Below are 15,855 nucleotides of genomic sequence, written 5' to 3' on the forward strand. Positions count from 1 at the left end.
CTTCAAAGTCTGCGTTGATTACTCCAATTACGTAGGCGGAAAGAAAGAGCTAACAGTAATATTCCAAAAACAATGGCATAGATACCAATAATCCAGACGATGGCGACTGCTCCAGCAAATGGCCAAAGGACTAACAATACACCAAAGAAAAATGAGGCAATTCCAGCTATTGCTAACAACCATTCATTCTCAATTGCTCTTCGCAACTGAAAGGCGGCAATTATCTCAAAAATACCAGTGATTATCGCCCAAGCCGCAATCAGATAAAGCAAGATTAACAGAGTAATACCCGGCCAAATAAAGGCTAGGATTCCTACGATTATCCCCACTGCTCCCTCTACCAAGAGTAACCAGCCGTGGGTATCATTAAGACGGTCTCTAAATGCTGCAACTTCTAACAAAATTCCGCCTAACACTAAAAAGGCAGCAAAGAACAACACTAAGGCTGTAATTGTAATTCCCGGCCAGAATAAGGCTACTAAACCAAAGAGAATAGCTAGTGTTCCCCGTAAGGCTAATGTCCACCAGTTCCGCGCTAGGCGGTTTCCCATTCTCATCGGATCAAAGTTGTTTCTCATTGCTGATAGAGTCTATAGGGATGTAGGGGAGCGGAGGGAGCAGGGGAAGTAGGGGAAGTAGACAGGGGAGAAGGAGAGATTTTTTCCCCAGAATTCTTAATTTTGAATTTTGAATTTTGTAGGCTTGCCTTCCCGTAGGGTATTTTGAATTGATTTCTCCCCAATTTAAAGAGCCGAAGGATAAGTTTCTGGTGCTTCGCCCAATTCCCAGTAAGCAGTCCGGTCTAGGGGTTGCACGGCTCTGGTATCGTCAATGTGAATGACTGCATCAAATTGGTTGGGAAGGGAAGCTTGGAAGTAGTGACTGACTCGCTCGGTTTCGGGTTGGTATATGACACCGATCGCTCTTTCTAATCTCGGTTGTTTTAAAATGTTAATTGCTGGATTGTCATCTTGTAGCAGTAACAAAAACTGGGGTATTCCTGTCTGATGGAATAAAGCTTCATAACTTTCTGGTAAGGCGGAACGAACTTGTTTGAGTTCGGTGGTTTCTCCCCAACCAGAGGCGGCGGTGACTGTACCTGTGTAAGTGGTAAACCCGATTAATACTGCATCTTTACCGTAGCGATCGCGGACTAATTGCCCTACGTTCACCTCACCCAGTTTACCCATATCTGTGGCTCTCGCGTCTCCCAGGTGGGAGTTATGTTCCCAAACAACGACTTTGCTGGGTGTTCCTCGTTGATCTAAATGCTCAACTAGATGCTCTAAAGTTTCTGCCATGTGGCGATCGCGAATATTCCATGAGGAAACCCGTCCGCTAAACATCGAGCGGTAGTAAGCCTCAGCGTTTTTTACGAGTCGCGCATTCTGTTCGGCAACAAAAAACTCATCTGCTGCTAATTGATGATTGTTGTGAATATACTCGGCGGCTCGGCGTTGCATCTCCTGTAATTGCTTGACTACTTCTTCCTCACAGGATTTGCTCAGTCCCACACTGGTAACATACCCATAGGTTTGACTATCTTCGCCAAAATGCTCAAAGCAAGAGTAACGATAACGGGCGCGGTTGGCGGCTTCTGGATCAACTCGTTCCAGGTAGTTCAACACTTCTTCTATAGAAGCGTACATACTATAAAGGTCTAACCCATAAAAACCAACCTTGGTGGCATTTTGGGGTAAATTGTCATTATATTCCCGTAACCAGTTGACAAAATTCATGATATCTGTATTCCGCCACATCCAATTAGGGAAGCGTTGAAAGTTAGAAAGAGCTTCCGTAGGTGAGAAATCCTCAGACACACCTTGGACATAACGGTTAACGCGATAGGTATCAGGCCAATCTGCCTCAATTGCTACTGCTGTAAAACCTTTTTCTTGAATCAGTCGTTTTGTAATCTCCGCCCGTTGTTCGTAAAACTCATGAGTTCCGTGAGAAGCCTCACCAATTAAAACGAAACGAGCATCACCAATCATGTTGAGCAATGGGTCGTAATCTGCCTTAGTCCCTGTGATTCGGTATGCAGACTTACGCAATGCTTCAACTACGTTTGTTATAGTTGCTTCTACCATAGGATTATACCTCAGAAGCACTGCAAAGTTTTCACAGTTTAAACACCGCAAAAGCCAAGCCTAATACAGTTTGACGCTTCTTTAAATCAACTCTTGGCTGGCTAGATTTAGCTTAAAAACTTCAGACTCATCCTACATCCGGCTAATGGTGCATGAGGTTTGATGTAGTAATCTATCTCAGGAATGAGCTACTTGTTAGTTATCTTGGTGAGAAAACTTGTAACAATGTACGTAAATCACCTACTATATGACGCTGATATGTGAGATTTCAGCGCGTTTTAGTTCCTAAGTTCCGATGTCTAATCAAGTTTGGTTATCAAAGTTGCAAAAACAAAGAGCGATCGCCGTGATTCGCGCCCCTAAAATCGAATTAGGGCTAGAAATGGCCTTAGCTGTAGCTGCTGGGGGAATGCAACTGATAGAAATTACCTGGAATAGCGATCGCGCTGGGGAATTAATCGCGCAACTCCGCAGCAAATTACCTGAATGTACGATTGGCACAGGCACATTATTTAATGTACAGCAATTGCAAGATGCGATCGCCTGTGGTGCAGAATTCCTCTTTACTCCTCATGTTGACTGTGCAATGATACAAACCGCAGTAAAACAAGAAATCCCAATTATTCCCGGTGCGCTTACCCCGACAGAGATTATCACAGCTTGGTCTTGTGGTGCTAGCTGTGTGAAAGTATTTCCTGTGCAAGCTGTAGGCGGTGCCAGCTATATTAAAAGTTTACAAGGGCCACTTGGACATATTCCCTTAATTCCCACAGGCGGAGTCACCCTAGAAAATGCTGCCGAACTGATACAAGCCGGAGCAGTAGCGGTTGGGTTGAGTGGCGAATTATTTCCCAAAGACCTAATTATACAGAGAAATTGGCAAGCGATCGCCCAACTTGCCAGTAACTTACTGCGAAATCTCTCGTAATTTTATCGATGGGATTATTGCCAACACAGGGTTATAGTTGACTTCTGCAAAACAGCTTTAACTGTGTCATTTGCGTATTTCTACGATGATTAAATTAATTGATCAGGACTGGAAACGCTGCTTAACAATATTTCTAGCTAGTGCAGCATTATCATTAACTACAGTGGGCATAAATTCAACTCCCACCTGGGCGAGTAAAATTAATCAAAAAATAGAAGCAACTATCCAAACCCTACAAAAATCAGAAGAACGTTGGATACAAATTAATCTAGCAAAACAAAGATTAATAGCTTGGGAAGGAGGAAAACCAGTCTATGCAATTATTATTTCCTCTGGCAAAAAATCCACACCGACACGCATCGGCACATTTAAAATTAAATCAAAACATAAATCTACCAGAATGCGCGGGAGAACTTACGATGTTCCCAACGTTCCCCACGCCATGTTTTACGATGGAAATTATGGTATACATGGTGCGTATTGGCATAAAAAATTTGGTACACCAGTCAGCCACGGCTGCGTCAACCTTGCACCCAATCATGCTAAATGGCTATTCAACTGGGCATCCATAGGCACACCAATCATTATTCACAAATAAACAACAAGGGGCTAGAGATTAAAACCAACCTCACCCCAAACCTCTCCTGAAATCTCCGCGCCCCTCTGCGTTTACCTCCGCGCCCCTCCGCGTTTAAAAAATCCTAAATATCTGCAAAATCAGACAATCAAACATATTGTCCTGAAATAACATCAAAAAACTAGAAATAAAAAGTAGAACAAATAATAAATCTGTCTGCCTCATAAAAATCTGCGTAAATCCTGACTTCCTCTGATAAACTTTTAAGAAGGTAATGCAAAATGCAAAACTGGATTCGCAGTATTAGCAAACATTACTCAAAAAACTTCTCTACTGGTATAGTATTAATAATGACAGCTTTGCTGTCTGGCTTGCCAGCGATCGCAGTTGAACCTAACCAAAGCAAAGCCTTATCTGCATCAGGAGATGACAAAAATATCACCCCATCTCATGTTCAGCAAATAGCCTTATCTAGACGGATTATTATTGACCTATCACAACAGCGTTTATTCGCCTGGGAAGGTAATCGACTGGTATATTCTTTCCGTATTTCTACAGGAAAGCGTTCTACTCCCACACCTACGGGTAGGTTTACCATTACTTCCAAATATCGGACTCACCGAATGCGAGGACGTGGTTATGATATCCCAGATGTGCCTTACGCCATGTATTTTTATAAAGGCTATGCCATTCATGGAGCTTACTGGCATAATCGTTTTGGCACTCCCGTGAGTAACGGTTGTGTAAATTTAACTGTCAACCAAGCCCGCAAGCTTTATAATTGGGCTTCTGCGGGGACTGTGGTAGTAGTAGAAAAGTGAAGATAGAAATTCAACTATTACCATTTGAACAACATAAAAAGAGCGATCGCAATCACAAAGTAACCAAAACCTGTTTCTAACTGTCGCGCTTCCATAAACCTTGTTAAGTAAGCACCTAGCAGCATTCCTAACCCTGCGGCTAAGGTAAAAGTCAGCATTAAGTTGATATCTATGGGAATATGACCTAAATATCCAGCAAATCCCGTGATAGATTTGAATGTCATAATCACTAAAGATGTACCGACAGCTTCTTTAATCGGTGTATTACCTAAAAGTACCAAGGTGGGGATAATCATAAACCCCCCACCAATTCCCACCATTCCTGTCAGCATACCCACACCCAACCCTTCAGTTGGAATTGCCAACCACCGACGCAGATTTTGCTGTATCCTAGGTGATAATTCTAAATCAGCCGTATTTTGGCTGTCATCTAACTCTAAATTTGCTGGTGATTGATGGCGACTATTGTGAATCATCAAGTATGCAGCCACAAACATCACAAATACAAATAAAATTCGCTGTGCAGTGGGTGTGACAATTGGGAGAGTGGCGAAACGTGCGCCAATGTAAGCACCTAGCATTGCACCAGGAGCAAACAAAGCGGCTATTTTAAAGTTGACATGATTTTGTCGCCAGTGCGGAATAATCCCAATGAGACTAACAGCACCGACGATAACCAAACTCATAGCGATCGCTGACTTTAACGGCACACCCATCACATAAACTAAAATGGGTACAGCTAAAATTGACCCACCACCACCAATTAAACCCAAGCTAACACCGACACAAACAGCCAAAATGTGAGCAATTATCCAGGTAAGCATAGGGACTGTTGATGGTTGACGGTTGACGGTTGACTGTTGACGGTTGACTAATGACTAATAACTAATGACTAATGACTAATAACTAATAACTAATGACTATTTCCCAAACATACTTGTTCATAACGCTGTCCGGCAATATTCCAAGTGAATTCTGACTCCACAAGTTGTCTGCCGTGGTATGATAATTCTGCACGTAGTTGTGGCTGCTCAAAGAGTTGACTAATCGCGTTCACATATTCTATGGGTTGATTAGCTCTGAATGCTGTTAATGATATGCCATCACCATCTACAGCTAATCCTTCTAAACCGCGATCGCTTGCTACTACTGGTACACCTGCGGCCATTGCTTCTAAAGTTTTGTTTTTAATGCCAAAACCCGTTCTCAGAGGAACTACACACACAGTAGATTGATGCAGATAATCTACCATTGAAGGCACACGCCCAGTTACTTTGACACCGGGAATTTTTTCTAGACTTAATACTTCTGGTGTTGGTCTAGCACCCACTATACTAAATGTGGCATCAGGATAACGTGCTTGGAGTTCTGGGAAAACTGCGAAAGCAAAAAACCGTGCTGCGTCGATGTTATGGGAAGCATCCATCGCCCCTACAAATATTAAACTGTGTCCGCCTGGGTCTTGGCAACGGTAGGGAAATAATTCTAAATCTACACCGTTGGGGATGACTTGAATATCGATGTCGGGACGGAGTTTGAGAAATTCTTGGCGATCGTCTTCGGTGGTGACAACAATATTAGAAAACTTGCTACAATATCGCTGCTCGTAACGCTTCAAAACAAAGGTAAGATAGAGGCGATCGCGTATAACATTCTGTGCTGCACCCATTTCTAAATGATCGCGAACCCAGCCATATACTGAACTGTGGACATCAATAACTGTATTTACGTGGTGACGAAATTCGGGCCGGATGTATATCTCATTTACACTGTGTTCACAGGTAATTACATCATATTTTCCCTCGGTAACGCAACTATCGACAAAAGTTTGAATTTCTGGTGAATAGCGATGCAGTACATTAGGGGGTGTCGCTTTAATGACTGACTCCATAAACCGTCCCGTTTTTGCTAATATTCCACTGACAGTATTTTTAGCTTGGGGATCTGACGGTAAAGGAAACACCATCAACTCACTTACATAGTTGCGTAATTCTGCCACTTCCACATCTGACACACTCTTGTTATACTGCGTCACTAAAGTTACTTCATGATTTTGCTGGAGGTGTTTGAGTAAATTAAAAGTTCTAATTTCCGTACCCCCACGGCTAGGCGGATAAGGAAAGGTAGATGACAGCATGAGAATACGCATATAATTGTTATACTCCTTAATTTAATTAGTAACTTTATAGCCTATATTCTATATTTAGAGAAATGTTATTTTACTCAAAATAATTTATTAGATTTAGATAAAAAATAGAACTAATAAAATTAAAACAAAAAACTAGCAAAGTACAGCAATATATAGTTGCTTGACTACTAAAGTTTGATGGATTAATAGAAGTTAAATTATATGATAAGTAAATCAACATAAATAAACATCAAATGATTATGCGATAGATCCCCGACTTCTTTGAGAAGTCGGGGATCTGGGTATTACATTTTTTAAAGTTGACCTACTTCATGGTGTGTTACGTTACGCTACGCTTTAACGCACCCTATAAGATGAGTATTTTCTTGATAAATGTTTGTTTATCAAACCTATCTACTTTGTGGAAGTGTTGGAGTAGGTTGATAAATTGAGGTTGAGCGCAGTTGAGCTATGGCAACTGATAGGACTGCGATCGCTAACCGCTTACCTTTCCAAAAACTTAATTTTCCTTGTTGATAAGCAGTAGTGAAAGATAGAAAATATTAATTTTCTAAGCGTATACATGCAATTTCTTTTAAGTTTTTATAAGTTGCCTTACCGAAGTCATTGATATTATGTTCTCTAGAAGATACAGATGATTGAAGATTTTCCCAAGTTAAGGTTTTTCCTGGTTGCTTCCAATATGTAATTGCTTCCCATGCTGCATTTCTATATTTAGGATTTTTAACACCTGCTTCCTCTAAAGCATTCTTGACCTGTTCCTCATTTGCTGTAACCAAGTTTAATTTTGGTGGAGGTAACAATTCTTTGAGAAGCACCGTAAGTGTTTCCAAAGCAGTTGATAGGTTATCTAACCTGCTTTCAATATACTTTAATCTTTCCTCGTTATCCGAATGATTTGATTTTGCTTTGTTGTCAGTATTGTTAGATAATACTTGGTTTAACTTGGCATCAAGTCTTATTATCTGCTGAAGTAACTCACCCATGTCAGTTTTTTCAGGAGATGCTAAGGTTGTCAGGGCTGCAACTTGATTTACAGCTACATCTTCTTTATCTGAAGCGATAATAAACGCATTAACAATTTCTCCCTTATGAGGATTTTTTTCTCTAGCTCTCACAGCAGCATAGTATACACAATGTCCATCTAATACTTCGTATTTTTCAAACCCTATCTTTTTGAGTATTAATGGTTTCAGTAGTCCTCCCGTCTCTAATATTCTGTCAGCTAAAAAATCTAAATCATTTTCTTTAAATTTAGAACGAGGAACGCTAGAAAACACACTGTCAACTTCTACAATTCCAAAGCCAGTCATTAATTTAGCTCCATCTTTCTTACTACTTCTAGTCCTAATGACTCAAACTCAAAAGCTGCTTGACTTGCAGATGATTCATATCTCGCAAACTCAAAAATTGATTTAGGATCAGGTATTTCCAAATTTCCTACAACTAGAGTTTTATTAATACAATGTGATAAAGCTGTTCTTTCTGTAATCATGTTATCCATCAAGGGAAGTTGATAACGTTCTGGAATCACACTTCTATGTTTTGGAAAAGTATATTTTATGTATTGGTTGTTATTTGAAATCTTTGATGGTAGCACACCCATAATCCTAATAGCTTGCTTACCCATGTTTTCCCTATTTTCGTTAATTTCGGTTTTTATAAAGTTTTTCACACTTACGAGTCCTTGGTTAGAAAATGGCTTCAAATCTGAAGGAATAATCAAGTAATCAGCCGCAGTCAGAGAAGCTGAAGCATATAAATCTAATGATGGAGGAGTATCAATTATTACAACATCATATATATCCTTTACCAGTTCTAGTTTTTTAGCAAGTCTAGTTCTACTTGCACCATACATTGCTAACTTGGGTTGCCTTTCAATTAAAGTAATGTGGGAAGGAATCACATCTACTTCAGGTTGATTAAAACCATTTGATTTGCGAACAACGTCAGAAATAAGTAGATTATTTTCACCACCTGCATCTAACAAATGAAAAACATTACGTTCCTTTAAATCATCATCCTCTTCAAATTGGAACTTGATTAAACCCGTAGCAAATGTTGTATTGGCTTGAGCATCTAAATCAATTAAAAGGACTCTTTTCCCTTGGTTACTCAATGCTGCTGCTAAGTTAACCGCCACAGTTGTCTTACCAACTCCGCCTTTATGATGGTAGATAGCAATTGTTTTCATAGGTAGTTGCCTTTCCTGTTCTCGATTTAATACTTGAATTTCTAATTTTTTCTTCAACTGTCGATTTTTTAAGCTGTCTCTGCCAATTAAATCTTTAATATCTTCTAACTTTGCCTCAACTTCCTTCCCAGCACACTGAAAAACTAGCTTAACATCACTATTAACTTTTTCATAAATCCTGATTTCCCTACCATTAGTTAATAAACCATAGCCTACATTCAAACTTGTTAAATAATGCCTTAATCTAGGAACATGATGATTTAAATTTTGTTTGGGGTGCTTTGCTTCCATTACCACACTCAAAGGCGAGTTGGCATCTAAGACTAAGGGAACGACTTGTACAGCAAAGGCTAAAAAATCTAACCGGATGCTACCAACAGCCACTTCCTGATGCCAGGTGTCTGGTGTGTAACCTAGCTGCGGTAGTAAATACTGTACAATGAGCTTGCTTTCGACTTCGCTTTCGTTACGGCATAGCTCAGGATTAAACAACAAATTTTTTACCTCTATAAAATTTGAAAAAGGTCTATTTGTATTTATTGTAACATAAGCTAGTCCGTTTAAGCTATAAGAATTGCTTAATAGTAAGTATAGTAATGAAATTATATTAAGTAATTTTACACAATTAAATTAAATTTATTCCTAAATAAAACGAGAAGTTATACCAGCTATTACATTAAATTTTCTTAATATAAAATGTATACTTTGCTGCCATACTTTAATCAAAATCAAGCAACTGGTGTAAAGTGTGATATCACCCTAATGACAATTTTTCCGCCTATTTAAGTGAGCAAAAATCACAAGGCGTGTTTTTTCAACTTTTCTATATTTATCAGCATCAGAAAATCAATCATTAATGTATCTCTAGTTTTCTTCTGACTTCTAGTGCTAATGACTCAAATTCAAAAGCTGATTGACTTGCAGATGAGTCATACTTTGCAAACTCAAAAATTGATTTAGGATCAGGTACTGGCAAATTACCTATAGCTACAGTTTTATTAATACAATGTGACAAGACACTTCTTTCTGTAATTATGTTATCCATTAAGGGAAGTTGATAAACTTCTGCAATCAAATCTCTATGCTTGGGAAATGTATATTTCAGGTATTTGTTATTACTGGAAATCTTGGATGGCAGCACACCCATAATAATAATAGGTTGTTTACCGATATTTTCCCTATATTCATTAATTTCTGTGTTAATAAAATTTTTTACGCTTACCAGTCCTTGGTTAGAAAATGGCTTAAAATCTGAAGGTATAATCAAGTAATCAGCCGCAGTTAGAGAAACTAACGCATATAAACCTTGTGATAGCGGAGTATCAATTATAACAACTTCATATATATCCTTAACAAGTTCCAATTTTCTAGCTAACCTATTTCTACTTGTCTTAAACACTGCTATTTTTCTTTGTCTTTCAATTAAAGTAATATGAGAAGGAATCACATCTACTTCAGGTTGATTAAAACCTTTTGATTTACGAACAATGTCAGGAATAAGTAAGTTAATTTCACCATCTGGATATAGCAAATGAGAAACATTACGTTCTTTTAAATCATCCTTTTCAAATGGAAACTTGATTAACCCTGTAGCATAAGTTGTATTGGCTTGAGCATCTAAATCAATTAAAAGAACTTTTTTACCCTGGTTGCTCAATGCTGCTGCTAAGTTAACTGCCACAGTTGTCTTCCCCACGCCGCCTTTATGATGGTAGATAGCAATTGTTTTCATTGAAGCTTTGCCTCTTCGCGTTTAATACTTCAATTCCTACTTTTTTCTTTAATTGCTCATTCTACAGGCTTTGTCTGTCAATTAAATCTTTAATTTCTTGAGGACTTACGCAAGTGTCATAATTAAAGTCTCGTGTAGGGTGCGTCAGCCGCGATAATTGGGTAAAAAACAGATTTTCAACATCTGACGCACCCTACCAAGATGCCAGTTGCGTAAGTTCTTTTTTTCTAATATCAATTTTAAAAAAGAATGCGACAGATACACACTCCCAAACCATTGTGATATCTATCTTTCTTCATTTTGAATTTTGTAGGCGCAAGCCTTCCCTACGGGACGCTACGCGATGCCGCAGGCTATGCGTGAATTTTGAATATGCTTTTTATCTTGTATTCAGCAGATAAAATTAACCCTCTTCCATCACTCTGGGGTGAAACTTTTAGTTGTCATGGGCTGAAACGTCGAAAATTCGTTCATTTTGCCAAGACTGATAAAAGAGGGATTAGTCCAGATTCAAGATTGGTGTAAGTCTGTCAAAAACAAAATGTTTGCAGTTAGTTACAGGTATTGACTGCTCTTGCTAACAGTTTTTGCTTCTACAAAAGCTTCTCTACCTGTAATCAATCTAGAGCGACGATTACGAGTAATATAATTCCACGCCCATTGAATTACTACTACTAATTTAGTGTCAAACTCGATTAAAAAGTAGATGTGAATTACTAGCCAAAATACCCAAGCTAGGAAACCTTGGAGTTTGATGAAGCCTAAATCTACAACAGCTAAATTTTGTCCAATCATCGCCAAACTACCGACATCGTTGTAATGAAATTGTGGTAAAGTATGACCTCTCAGCCGCCGTTTAATGAGTTTAGCTACATATTCGCCTTGTTGTTTGGCTACGGGTGCAACACCAGGTAAGGGTTTCCCATTTTGATGGGAGAAGTGGCCTAAATCTCCTACTACAAAAATGTTTTTGTAACCCCTGATAGTCAAGTCCGGTTCAACAATCACACGTCCAGCATGATCGCATTCTACATCTGTACGTTCTGCTAAGATTTTACCCATTGAGGAAGCTTTTACACCTGCTGCCCATAATATAGTTTTTGAGTGAACTTCTTTGACTTCACCGCCTTGTTTGAAAGTAACAATGTCATTTTCAATATTTGTGACTCTGGTGTTAGTTTGGATAATTACACCCAACTTTTGCAAAGATACGGCTGCGACTTCCGATAACTCTGGCGCAATGTATGGGAGAATGCGATCGCCCCCTTGTAAGAGTAAAATTTTTGTTTCTGAGGTGTCGATATTGCGGAAATCTTCTTTAAGAGTTTTGTATGCTAACTCTGCGATCGCACCTGCTAATTCTACACCAGTGGGGCCAGCCCCCACAATCACAAAAGTCAACAAAGCACGACGTTTTTCGGCATCCGTTTCTTTTTCTGCGGCTTCAAATGCCGAAAATATCCGGCGGCGCATTTCTATGGCATCTTCAACAGTTTTCAACCCAGGGGCTATGTCTTTCCAGTTATCCTTACCAAAATAGGAATGATTAGCACCTGTGGCAATGATTAAAGTATCATAAGATACTGTTCTCTCACCCAGAATAACTTTTTGCGCTTTGGGATCAATATCATTGACTTCTCCCAACAAAACCTGTGTATTCTTGCTTTTCCTGAGTACAGAGCGCAATGGTGAAGAAATATCAGCAGGTGATAGCGTACCTGTGGCAACTTGATATAAAAGCGGCTGAAATAGGTGAAAATTACGTTTATCGATGAGAGTAACCTTAACATTCGCTGTTTTCAGAGCCTTTGCTGTATACAGCCCACCAAAGCCACCACCAATGATTACAACCTGATGTGTTGTATTCTTCTCAAGTGAAACTACCATAAAAAATATTTCCTTGTGTTAAGAGGTTGGTAACTTTCTTAACAAAGATGTAGCAGAATTATATAAACGTTGCCGTTTATTTAGAACCCTTGAAAAAATCACGAAAGTAGCCAAAGTTAATAATTAGTTATTCCAGCAGCGACATCCAGCCTAAAAGCCATAAATTCATGACAATTTAATCCAGATTTATCACCTACTCTCTATCTTGAGAAAGTTGCTAACTTAACTGCTCAGAAATTAATTTATAGTCACTTTCCTCCTGCCTAATGTCTGAGCTTAATGACAATTATTCAGATCCACCTGATTACCACTAGCGATCGCTACACTAAATTAATGATGTTGTCCCGCAAGCCAATCAAGAAGCTGCAAACATTCAGACAAAAACCAAAATTTTTGCTAGCATTAGTCTTTTTGACACTGCTATCAGGCATCATACTATTTAATTGGGTAGCAATCTCACAGCAACCAGTCACACTCAACTTATTAATGCCAGCCCCTGATGTCCGTCCCTTCAGAGAAGGCATGGTTAAAGACTTCGAGGCGCAAAACCCAGGCATTCGCATCAACCTGCTTGAAGGGCCAAATGCAGCTAATTTGGTGGAAGACCTCTATACCTCGGCTTTTCTCTTGGGTGATTCCCCTTATGACCTGATCAACATGGATGTAATCTGGACACCCAAATTTGCGGCGGCTGGATGGCTGTTACCCCTCGATGACCGCATTTCTCAGGAGGAGTTAGCCGCATTTCTACCCAAGGATGTGGAAGCAGGTTATTACCAAGGTAAGCTGTACCGAATGCCGATTCGTTCCGATGTGGGAATGCTTTATTACCGCAAAGACTTGCTCAAACAAGCAGGATTCGAGCCGCCAGAAACATTTGCAGACTTGATGCGAATTTCTCAAATCTTACAAAAAACCGATCAGGTAAATTGGGGTTATCTCTGGCAAGGTCGTCAGTATGAAGGACTTGTAGCCATGTTTGTAGAAGTCCTAGAAGGCTTTGGTGGTTTCTGGGTTAATCCTGATACATTGGCAGTTGGATTAGATCGGCCAGAGTCCCTCCAAGCTGTTGAGTTTCTTCGTAGCACCATTCAGCAGGGCGTTTCACCTCCGGGAGTGACAACATACCAAGAAGAAGACACTCGGCGTTTATTTCAAAGTGGTCAAGCAGTATTTTTACGCAGTTGGCCTTATGTCTGGCCTTTAGCTAATCAGGAGAATTCGCCCGTTGCTGGCAAAATCGGGATAAAATCAATGGTACACGCTCCTGAGCAAACTGGAGGAGCTTGTTTAGGAGGATGGGGTTTAGGTATTGCTAAATCTTCTAAACATCCCGAAGCAGCTTGGAAGGCAATTCAATATTTCACCAGTGAAGAAGCACAGCAGCGATTTATTCTGCAATCAGGTTTTGTACCCAGCAGACGGTCATTGTTCACAAACCCAGATATTGTTGCCAAGTATCCCCACTACCCACAACTTTTAAAGGTGGTGGAGAAATCCGTTTTACGTCCACCAGTTGCTCAATACGCCCAGGTATCAGATATTTTACAGCGATATCTCAGCGCGGCTCTATCCGGTCGAATCAGTCCGAAACGAGCCATGCAAGCGGCTGCTGGTGAAACGCGACGACTACTAGAAGTTGGCACAAAAAAATAAAACCATTTTTTTACTGGCTCTTGATCAATGAACTTGCATACACTTCGAGGTCGGGAACAACGAACAGCCTGGATATTACTCACACCAGCATTACTGCTGCTATTGTTTGTATTTGCCTACCCAATTTTACGGGCATTTTGGTTAAGTGTATTTACTAGGAATTTAGCAACGGAGCTACAACCAGTCTTTTCTGGTTGGGACAATTATCTGCGGATGGCGGGGGATGGTCGTTTTTGGCAGAGTTTTTGGGTAACGACTGTATTCACAACAGCATCCGTCGTCTCAGAGTTAGTGTTAGGACTTTTGATTGCTTTAGTTCTCAATCAGGCGTTTTTTGGCCGTGGGGTAGTGCGTACAATTGCCATTTTACCTTGGGCTTTGCCTACTGCTTTGATTGGTTTAGCATGGGCTTGGATTTTTAACGACCAGTTTGGGGTTGTCAATGATATTCTGCGACGGCTAGGACTGATTGAAACTGGAATTAATTGGCTAGGAAATCCAACACTGGCAATGGTAGCTGTAGTTTTTGCTGATGTTTGGAAAACCACGCCTTTTATTAGCATTCTGCTGCTAGCTGGTTTACAGTCGATACCAAAAGACCTGTATGAAGCATATTCGGTTGATGGGGCAAATGCTTGGCAGAGCTTTTGTAATATTACACTGCCCCTGCTGTTGCCGCAGATTCTGATTGCTGTCCTGTTTCGCTTTGCTCAGGCTTTTGGAATTTTTGACTTGATTGCTGTGATGACTGGGGGTGGCCCTGGTGGTGCGACAGAAGTGGTTTCTCTGTACATTTATGCCACAGTGATGCGCTACTTAGATTTTGGTTATGGAGCCGCCCTAGTCGTAGTGACATTTCTGATTTTAATTGCTGCGGTGGCGATCGCTAATTTTTTGTTACACAAATTTCGCACCAGACAGGAGCCATCTAACCTATGAATACAACTCCAGCAAAAGTTTCTAGCAATCCAAAACCAACCGGAGGATTGAGGTTTTCTTGGCAAAAAATCTTACTACCCATAGCAGTAACATTGGTGATTATCTTCAGCCTAGCACCTGCCTTGTGGCAACTGCTGACATCTTTGAAAGTAAATGAAGATATTGCCGCCGTTCCTACCGTCTATTTCCCCACGCGATTCACTTTCAATCACTACATTGAGTTATTTACCCGTCGTCCATTTTGGCGGTACATCTTTAACAGTGCCTTTGTGTCGATTACTTCCACAGCTTTAGCTTTAGCCATCGGAACACCTGCCGCTTATGCCTTGGCACGGTTACGTCCTTGGGGTGGAAGAGTTATCCTGGCCAGCGTTTTGATTGTGACTTTGTTCCCTGGAATTTTGTTGTTTCTGGGACTTTTGGAAGTGATTCAGGCTCTCAGACTGGGTAATAACTATTTAGCACTGATCATACCCTACACCGCCATCAATCTACCCTTAACAATTCTAGTGCTGAGAAGCTTTTTCCAACAATTGCCCAAAGACTTGGAAGATTCCGCTAAAGTCGATGGTTACAACACCTTTCAACTACTGTGGCAAATCGTACTACCTTTGACGCTTCCGGCTTTGGTAACTACGGGAATTCTCGCTTTTATTTTTGCCTGGAACGAGTTTATTTTCGCGCTCACATTTATCACCCGTGAAGAGTTGAAGACAATTCCTGTTGCAGCTGCTCAGTTAGGTGGTGCCACAGTGTATGAAATTCCCTATGGTGCGATCGCTGCGGCAACTGTGGTTGGTACTTTCCCCCTAGTTTTATTAGTTTTATTTTTCCAGCGCAGAATTGTCCAAGGTCTGACTTCTGGCGCAGTCAAAGGATAGA

14 protein-coding genes are annotated in these 15,855 nt (G+C 40.3%); 6 read left to right on the forward strand and 8 right to left on the reverse strand.

The annotated features are described in order from the left end of the window. Positions 1–2 precede the first annotated feature (2 nt). Positions 3–578, reverse strand: coding sequence for an HdeD family acid-resistance protein (locus A3775_RS00560; RefSeq protein WP_066379519.1), 576 nt, complete (start codon positions 576–578; stop codon positions 3–5). Positions 579–743: 165 nt separating this feature from the next. Then, positions 744–2,090: an erythromycin esterase family protein gene (locus tag A3775_RS00565; RefSeq protein WP_066379518.1), complete on the reverse strand. Its 1,347-nt coding sequence runs from the start codon at positions 2,088–2,090 to the stop codon at positions 744–746. Positions 2,091–2,385: 295 nt separating this feature from the next. Between A3775_RS00565 and A3775_RS00570 the strand changes: the two genes are divergently transcribed. The 3 genes from A3775_RS00570 to A3775_RS00580 all read left to right on the forward strand — a co-directional run bounded on the left by A3775_RS00570 (position 2,386) and on the right by A3775_RS00580 (position 4,416). Continuing rightward, positions 2,386–3,018, forward strand: coding sequence for a bifunctional 4-hydroxy-2-oxoglutarate aldolase/2-dehydro-3-deoxy-phosphogluconate aldolase (locus A3775_RS00570; RefSeq protein WP_066379516.1), 633 nt, complete (start codon positions 2,386–2,388; stop codon positions 3,016–3,018). A gap of 85 nt (positions 3,019–3,103) precedes the next feature. Continuing rightward, positions 3,104–3,616, forward strand: a complete 513-nt coding sequence (locus A3775_RS00575) for a L,D-transpeptidase (RefSeq protein ID WP_066423427.1) — start codon at positions 3,104–3,106, stop codon at positions 3,614–3,616. A gap of 260 nt (positions 3,617–3,876) precedes the next feature. Further along, on the forward strand, positions 3,877–4,416 hold the full coding sequence (locus A3775_RS00580) for a L,D-transpeptidase (protein ID WP_066379506.1): 540 nt from the start codon (positions 3,877–3,879) through the stop codon (positions 4,414–4,416). Positions 4,417–4,433: 17 nt separating this feature from the next. Here the strand turns inward: A3775_RS00580 and A3775_RS00585 are convergent, their stop codons facing one another. From A3775_RS00585 to A3775_RS00610, 6 genes are all read right to left on the reverse strand, one after another. Then, the gene (locus tag A3775_RS00585; protein ID WP_066379504.1) at positions 4,434–5,240 is read right to left on the reverse strand and encodes a sulfite exporter TauE/SafE family protein; all 807 of its coding nucleotides are present in this window, start codon (positions 5,238–5,240) and stop codon (positions 4,434–4,436) included. 89 nt (positions 5,241–5,329) lie between these two features. Then, positions 5,330–6,565 carry a glycosyltransferase family 4 protein gene (locus A3775_RS00590; RefSeq protein WP_066423428.1) on the reverse strand — a complete coding sequence of 412 codons (1,236 nt, stop codon included), beginning with the start codon at positions 6,563–6,565 and terminating at the stop codon, positions 5,330–5,332. A gap of 542 nt (positions 6,566–7,107) precedes the next feature. Further along, positions 7,108–7,878: a hypothetical protein gene (locus tag A3775_RS00595; protein WP_066423430.1), complete on the reverse strand. Its 771-nt coding sequence runs from the start codon at positions 7,876–7,878 to the stop codon at positions 7,108–7,110. Continuing rightward, entirely contained in the window at positions 7,878–9,254 is a 1,377-nt protein-coding gene (locus A3775_RS00600) for an AAA family ATPase (protein ID WP_066423431.1), read from the reverse strand. Before A3775_RS00600 ends, A3775_RS00595 begins: the two co-directional genes overlap by 1 nt. Before the next feature lie 358 nt (positions 9,255–9,612). Further along, the gene (locus A3775_RS00605; RefSeq protein WP_066423433.1) at positions 9,613–10,491 is read right to left on the reverse strand and encodes a ParA family protein; all 879 of its coding nucleotides are present in this window, start codon (positions 10,489–10,491) and stop codon (positions 9,613–9,615) included. Between the two features lie 555 nt (positions 10,492–11,046). Next, on the reverse strand, positions 11,047–12,378 hold the full coding sequence (locus A3775_RS00610; RefSeq protein WP_066379489.1) for an NAD(P)/FAD-dependent oxidoreductase: 1,332 nt from the start codon (positions 12,376–12,378) through the stop codon (positions 11,047–11,049). 336 nt (positions 12,379–12,714) lie between these two features. On the opposite strand from A3775_RS00610, the gene A3775_RS00615 reads away from it, so the two are divergent. From A3775_RS00615 to A3775_RS00625, 3 genes are read left to right on the forward strand one after another with little or no spacing between them, the layout of a single operon-like run. Next, positions 12,715–14,034, forward strand: a complete 1,320-nt coding sequence (locus A3775_RS00615) for an ABC transporter substrate-binding protein (protein ID WP_066379631.1) — start codon at positions 12,715–12,717, stop codon at positions 14,032–14,034. Positions 14,035–14,061: 27 nt separating this feature from the next. Further along, positions 14,062–14,973, forward strand: coding sequence for a carbohydrate ABC transporter permease (locus tag A3775_RS00620; protein ID WP_066379487.1), 912 nt, complete (start codon positions 14,062–14,064; stop codon positions 14,971–14,973). Continuing rightward, positions 14,970–15,854 (forward strand): carbohydrate ABC transporter permease, encoded by an 885-nt coding sequence (locus A3775_RS00625; RefSeq protein ID WP_066379484.1) that lies wholly within the window; start codon positions 14,970–14,972, stop codon positions 15,852–15,854. The genes A3775_RS00620 and A3775_RS00625 overlap by 4 nt, the downstream gene beginning before the upstream one ends. Position 15,855 lies beyond the last annotated feature (1 nt).

Source organism: Anabaena sp. 4-3, from assembly GCF_001597745.1.
Lineage (GTDB): Bacteria > Cyanobacteriota > Cyanobacteriia > Cyanobacteriales > Nostocaceae > Trichormus.

Bases quoted from the DNA above. Each gene is read 5' to 3' on its own strand.
- A3775_RS00560 (WP_066379519.1), bottom strand. From the start codon at position 578: ATGAGAAACAACTTTGATCCGATGAGAATGGGAAACCGCCTAGCGCGG.
- A3775_RS00565 (WP_066379518.1), bottom strand. From the start codon at position 2,090: ATGGTAGAAGCAACTATAACAAACGTAGTTGAAGCATTGCGTAAGTCT.
- A3775_RS00570 (WP_066379516.1), top strand. From the start codon at position 2,386: ATGTCTAATCAAGTTTGGTTATCAAAGTTGCAAAAACAAAGAGCGATC.
- A3775_RS00575 (WP_066423427.1), top strand. From the start codon at position 3,104: ATGATTAAATTAATTGATCAGGACTGGAAACGCTGCTTAACAATATTT.
- A3775_RS00580 (WP_066379506.1), top strand. From the start codon at position 3,877: ATGCAAAACTGGATTCGCAGTATTAGCAAACATTACTCAAAAAACTTC.
- A3775_RS00585 (WP_066379504.1), bottom strand. From the start codon at position 5,240: ATGCTTACCTGGATAATTGCTCACATTTTGGCTGTTTGTGTCGGTGTT.
- A3775_RS00590 (WP_066423428.1), bottom strand. From the start codon at position 6,565: ATGCGTATTCTCATGCTGTCATCTACCTTTCCTTATCCGCCTAGCCGT.
- A3775_RS00595 (WP_066423430.1), bottom strand. From the start codon at position 7,878: ATGACTGGCTTTGGAATTGTAGAAGTTGACAGTGTGTTTTCTAGCGTT.
- A3775_RS00605 (WP_066423433.1), bottom strand. From the start codon at position 10,491: ATGAAAACAATTGCTATCTACCATCATAAAGGCGGCGTGGGGAAGACA.
- A3775_RS00610 (WP_066379489.1), bottom strand. From the start codon at position 12,378: ATGGTAGTTTCACTTGAGAAGAATACAACACATCAGGTTGTAATCATT.
- A3775_RS00615 (WP_066379631.1), top strand. From the start codon at position 12,715: ATGTTGTCCCGCAAGCCAATCAAGAAGCTGCAAACATTCAGACAAAAA.
- A3775_RS00620 (WP_066379487.1), top strand. From the start codon at position 14,062: ATGAACTTGCATACACTTCGAGGTCGGGAACAACGAACAGCCTGGATA.
- A3775_RS00625 (WP_066379484.1), top strand. From the start codon at position 14,970: ATGAATACAACTCCAGCAAAAGTTTCTAGCAATCCAAAACCAACCGGA.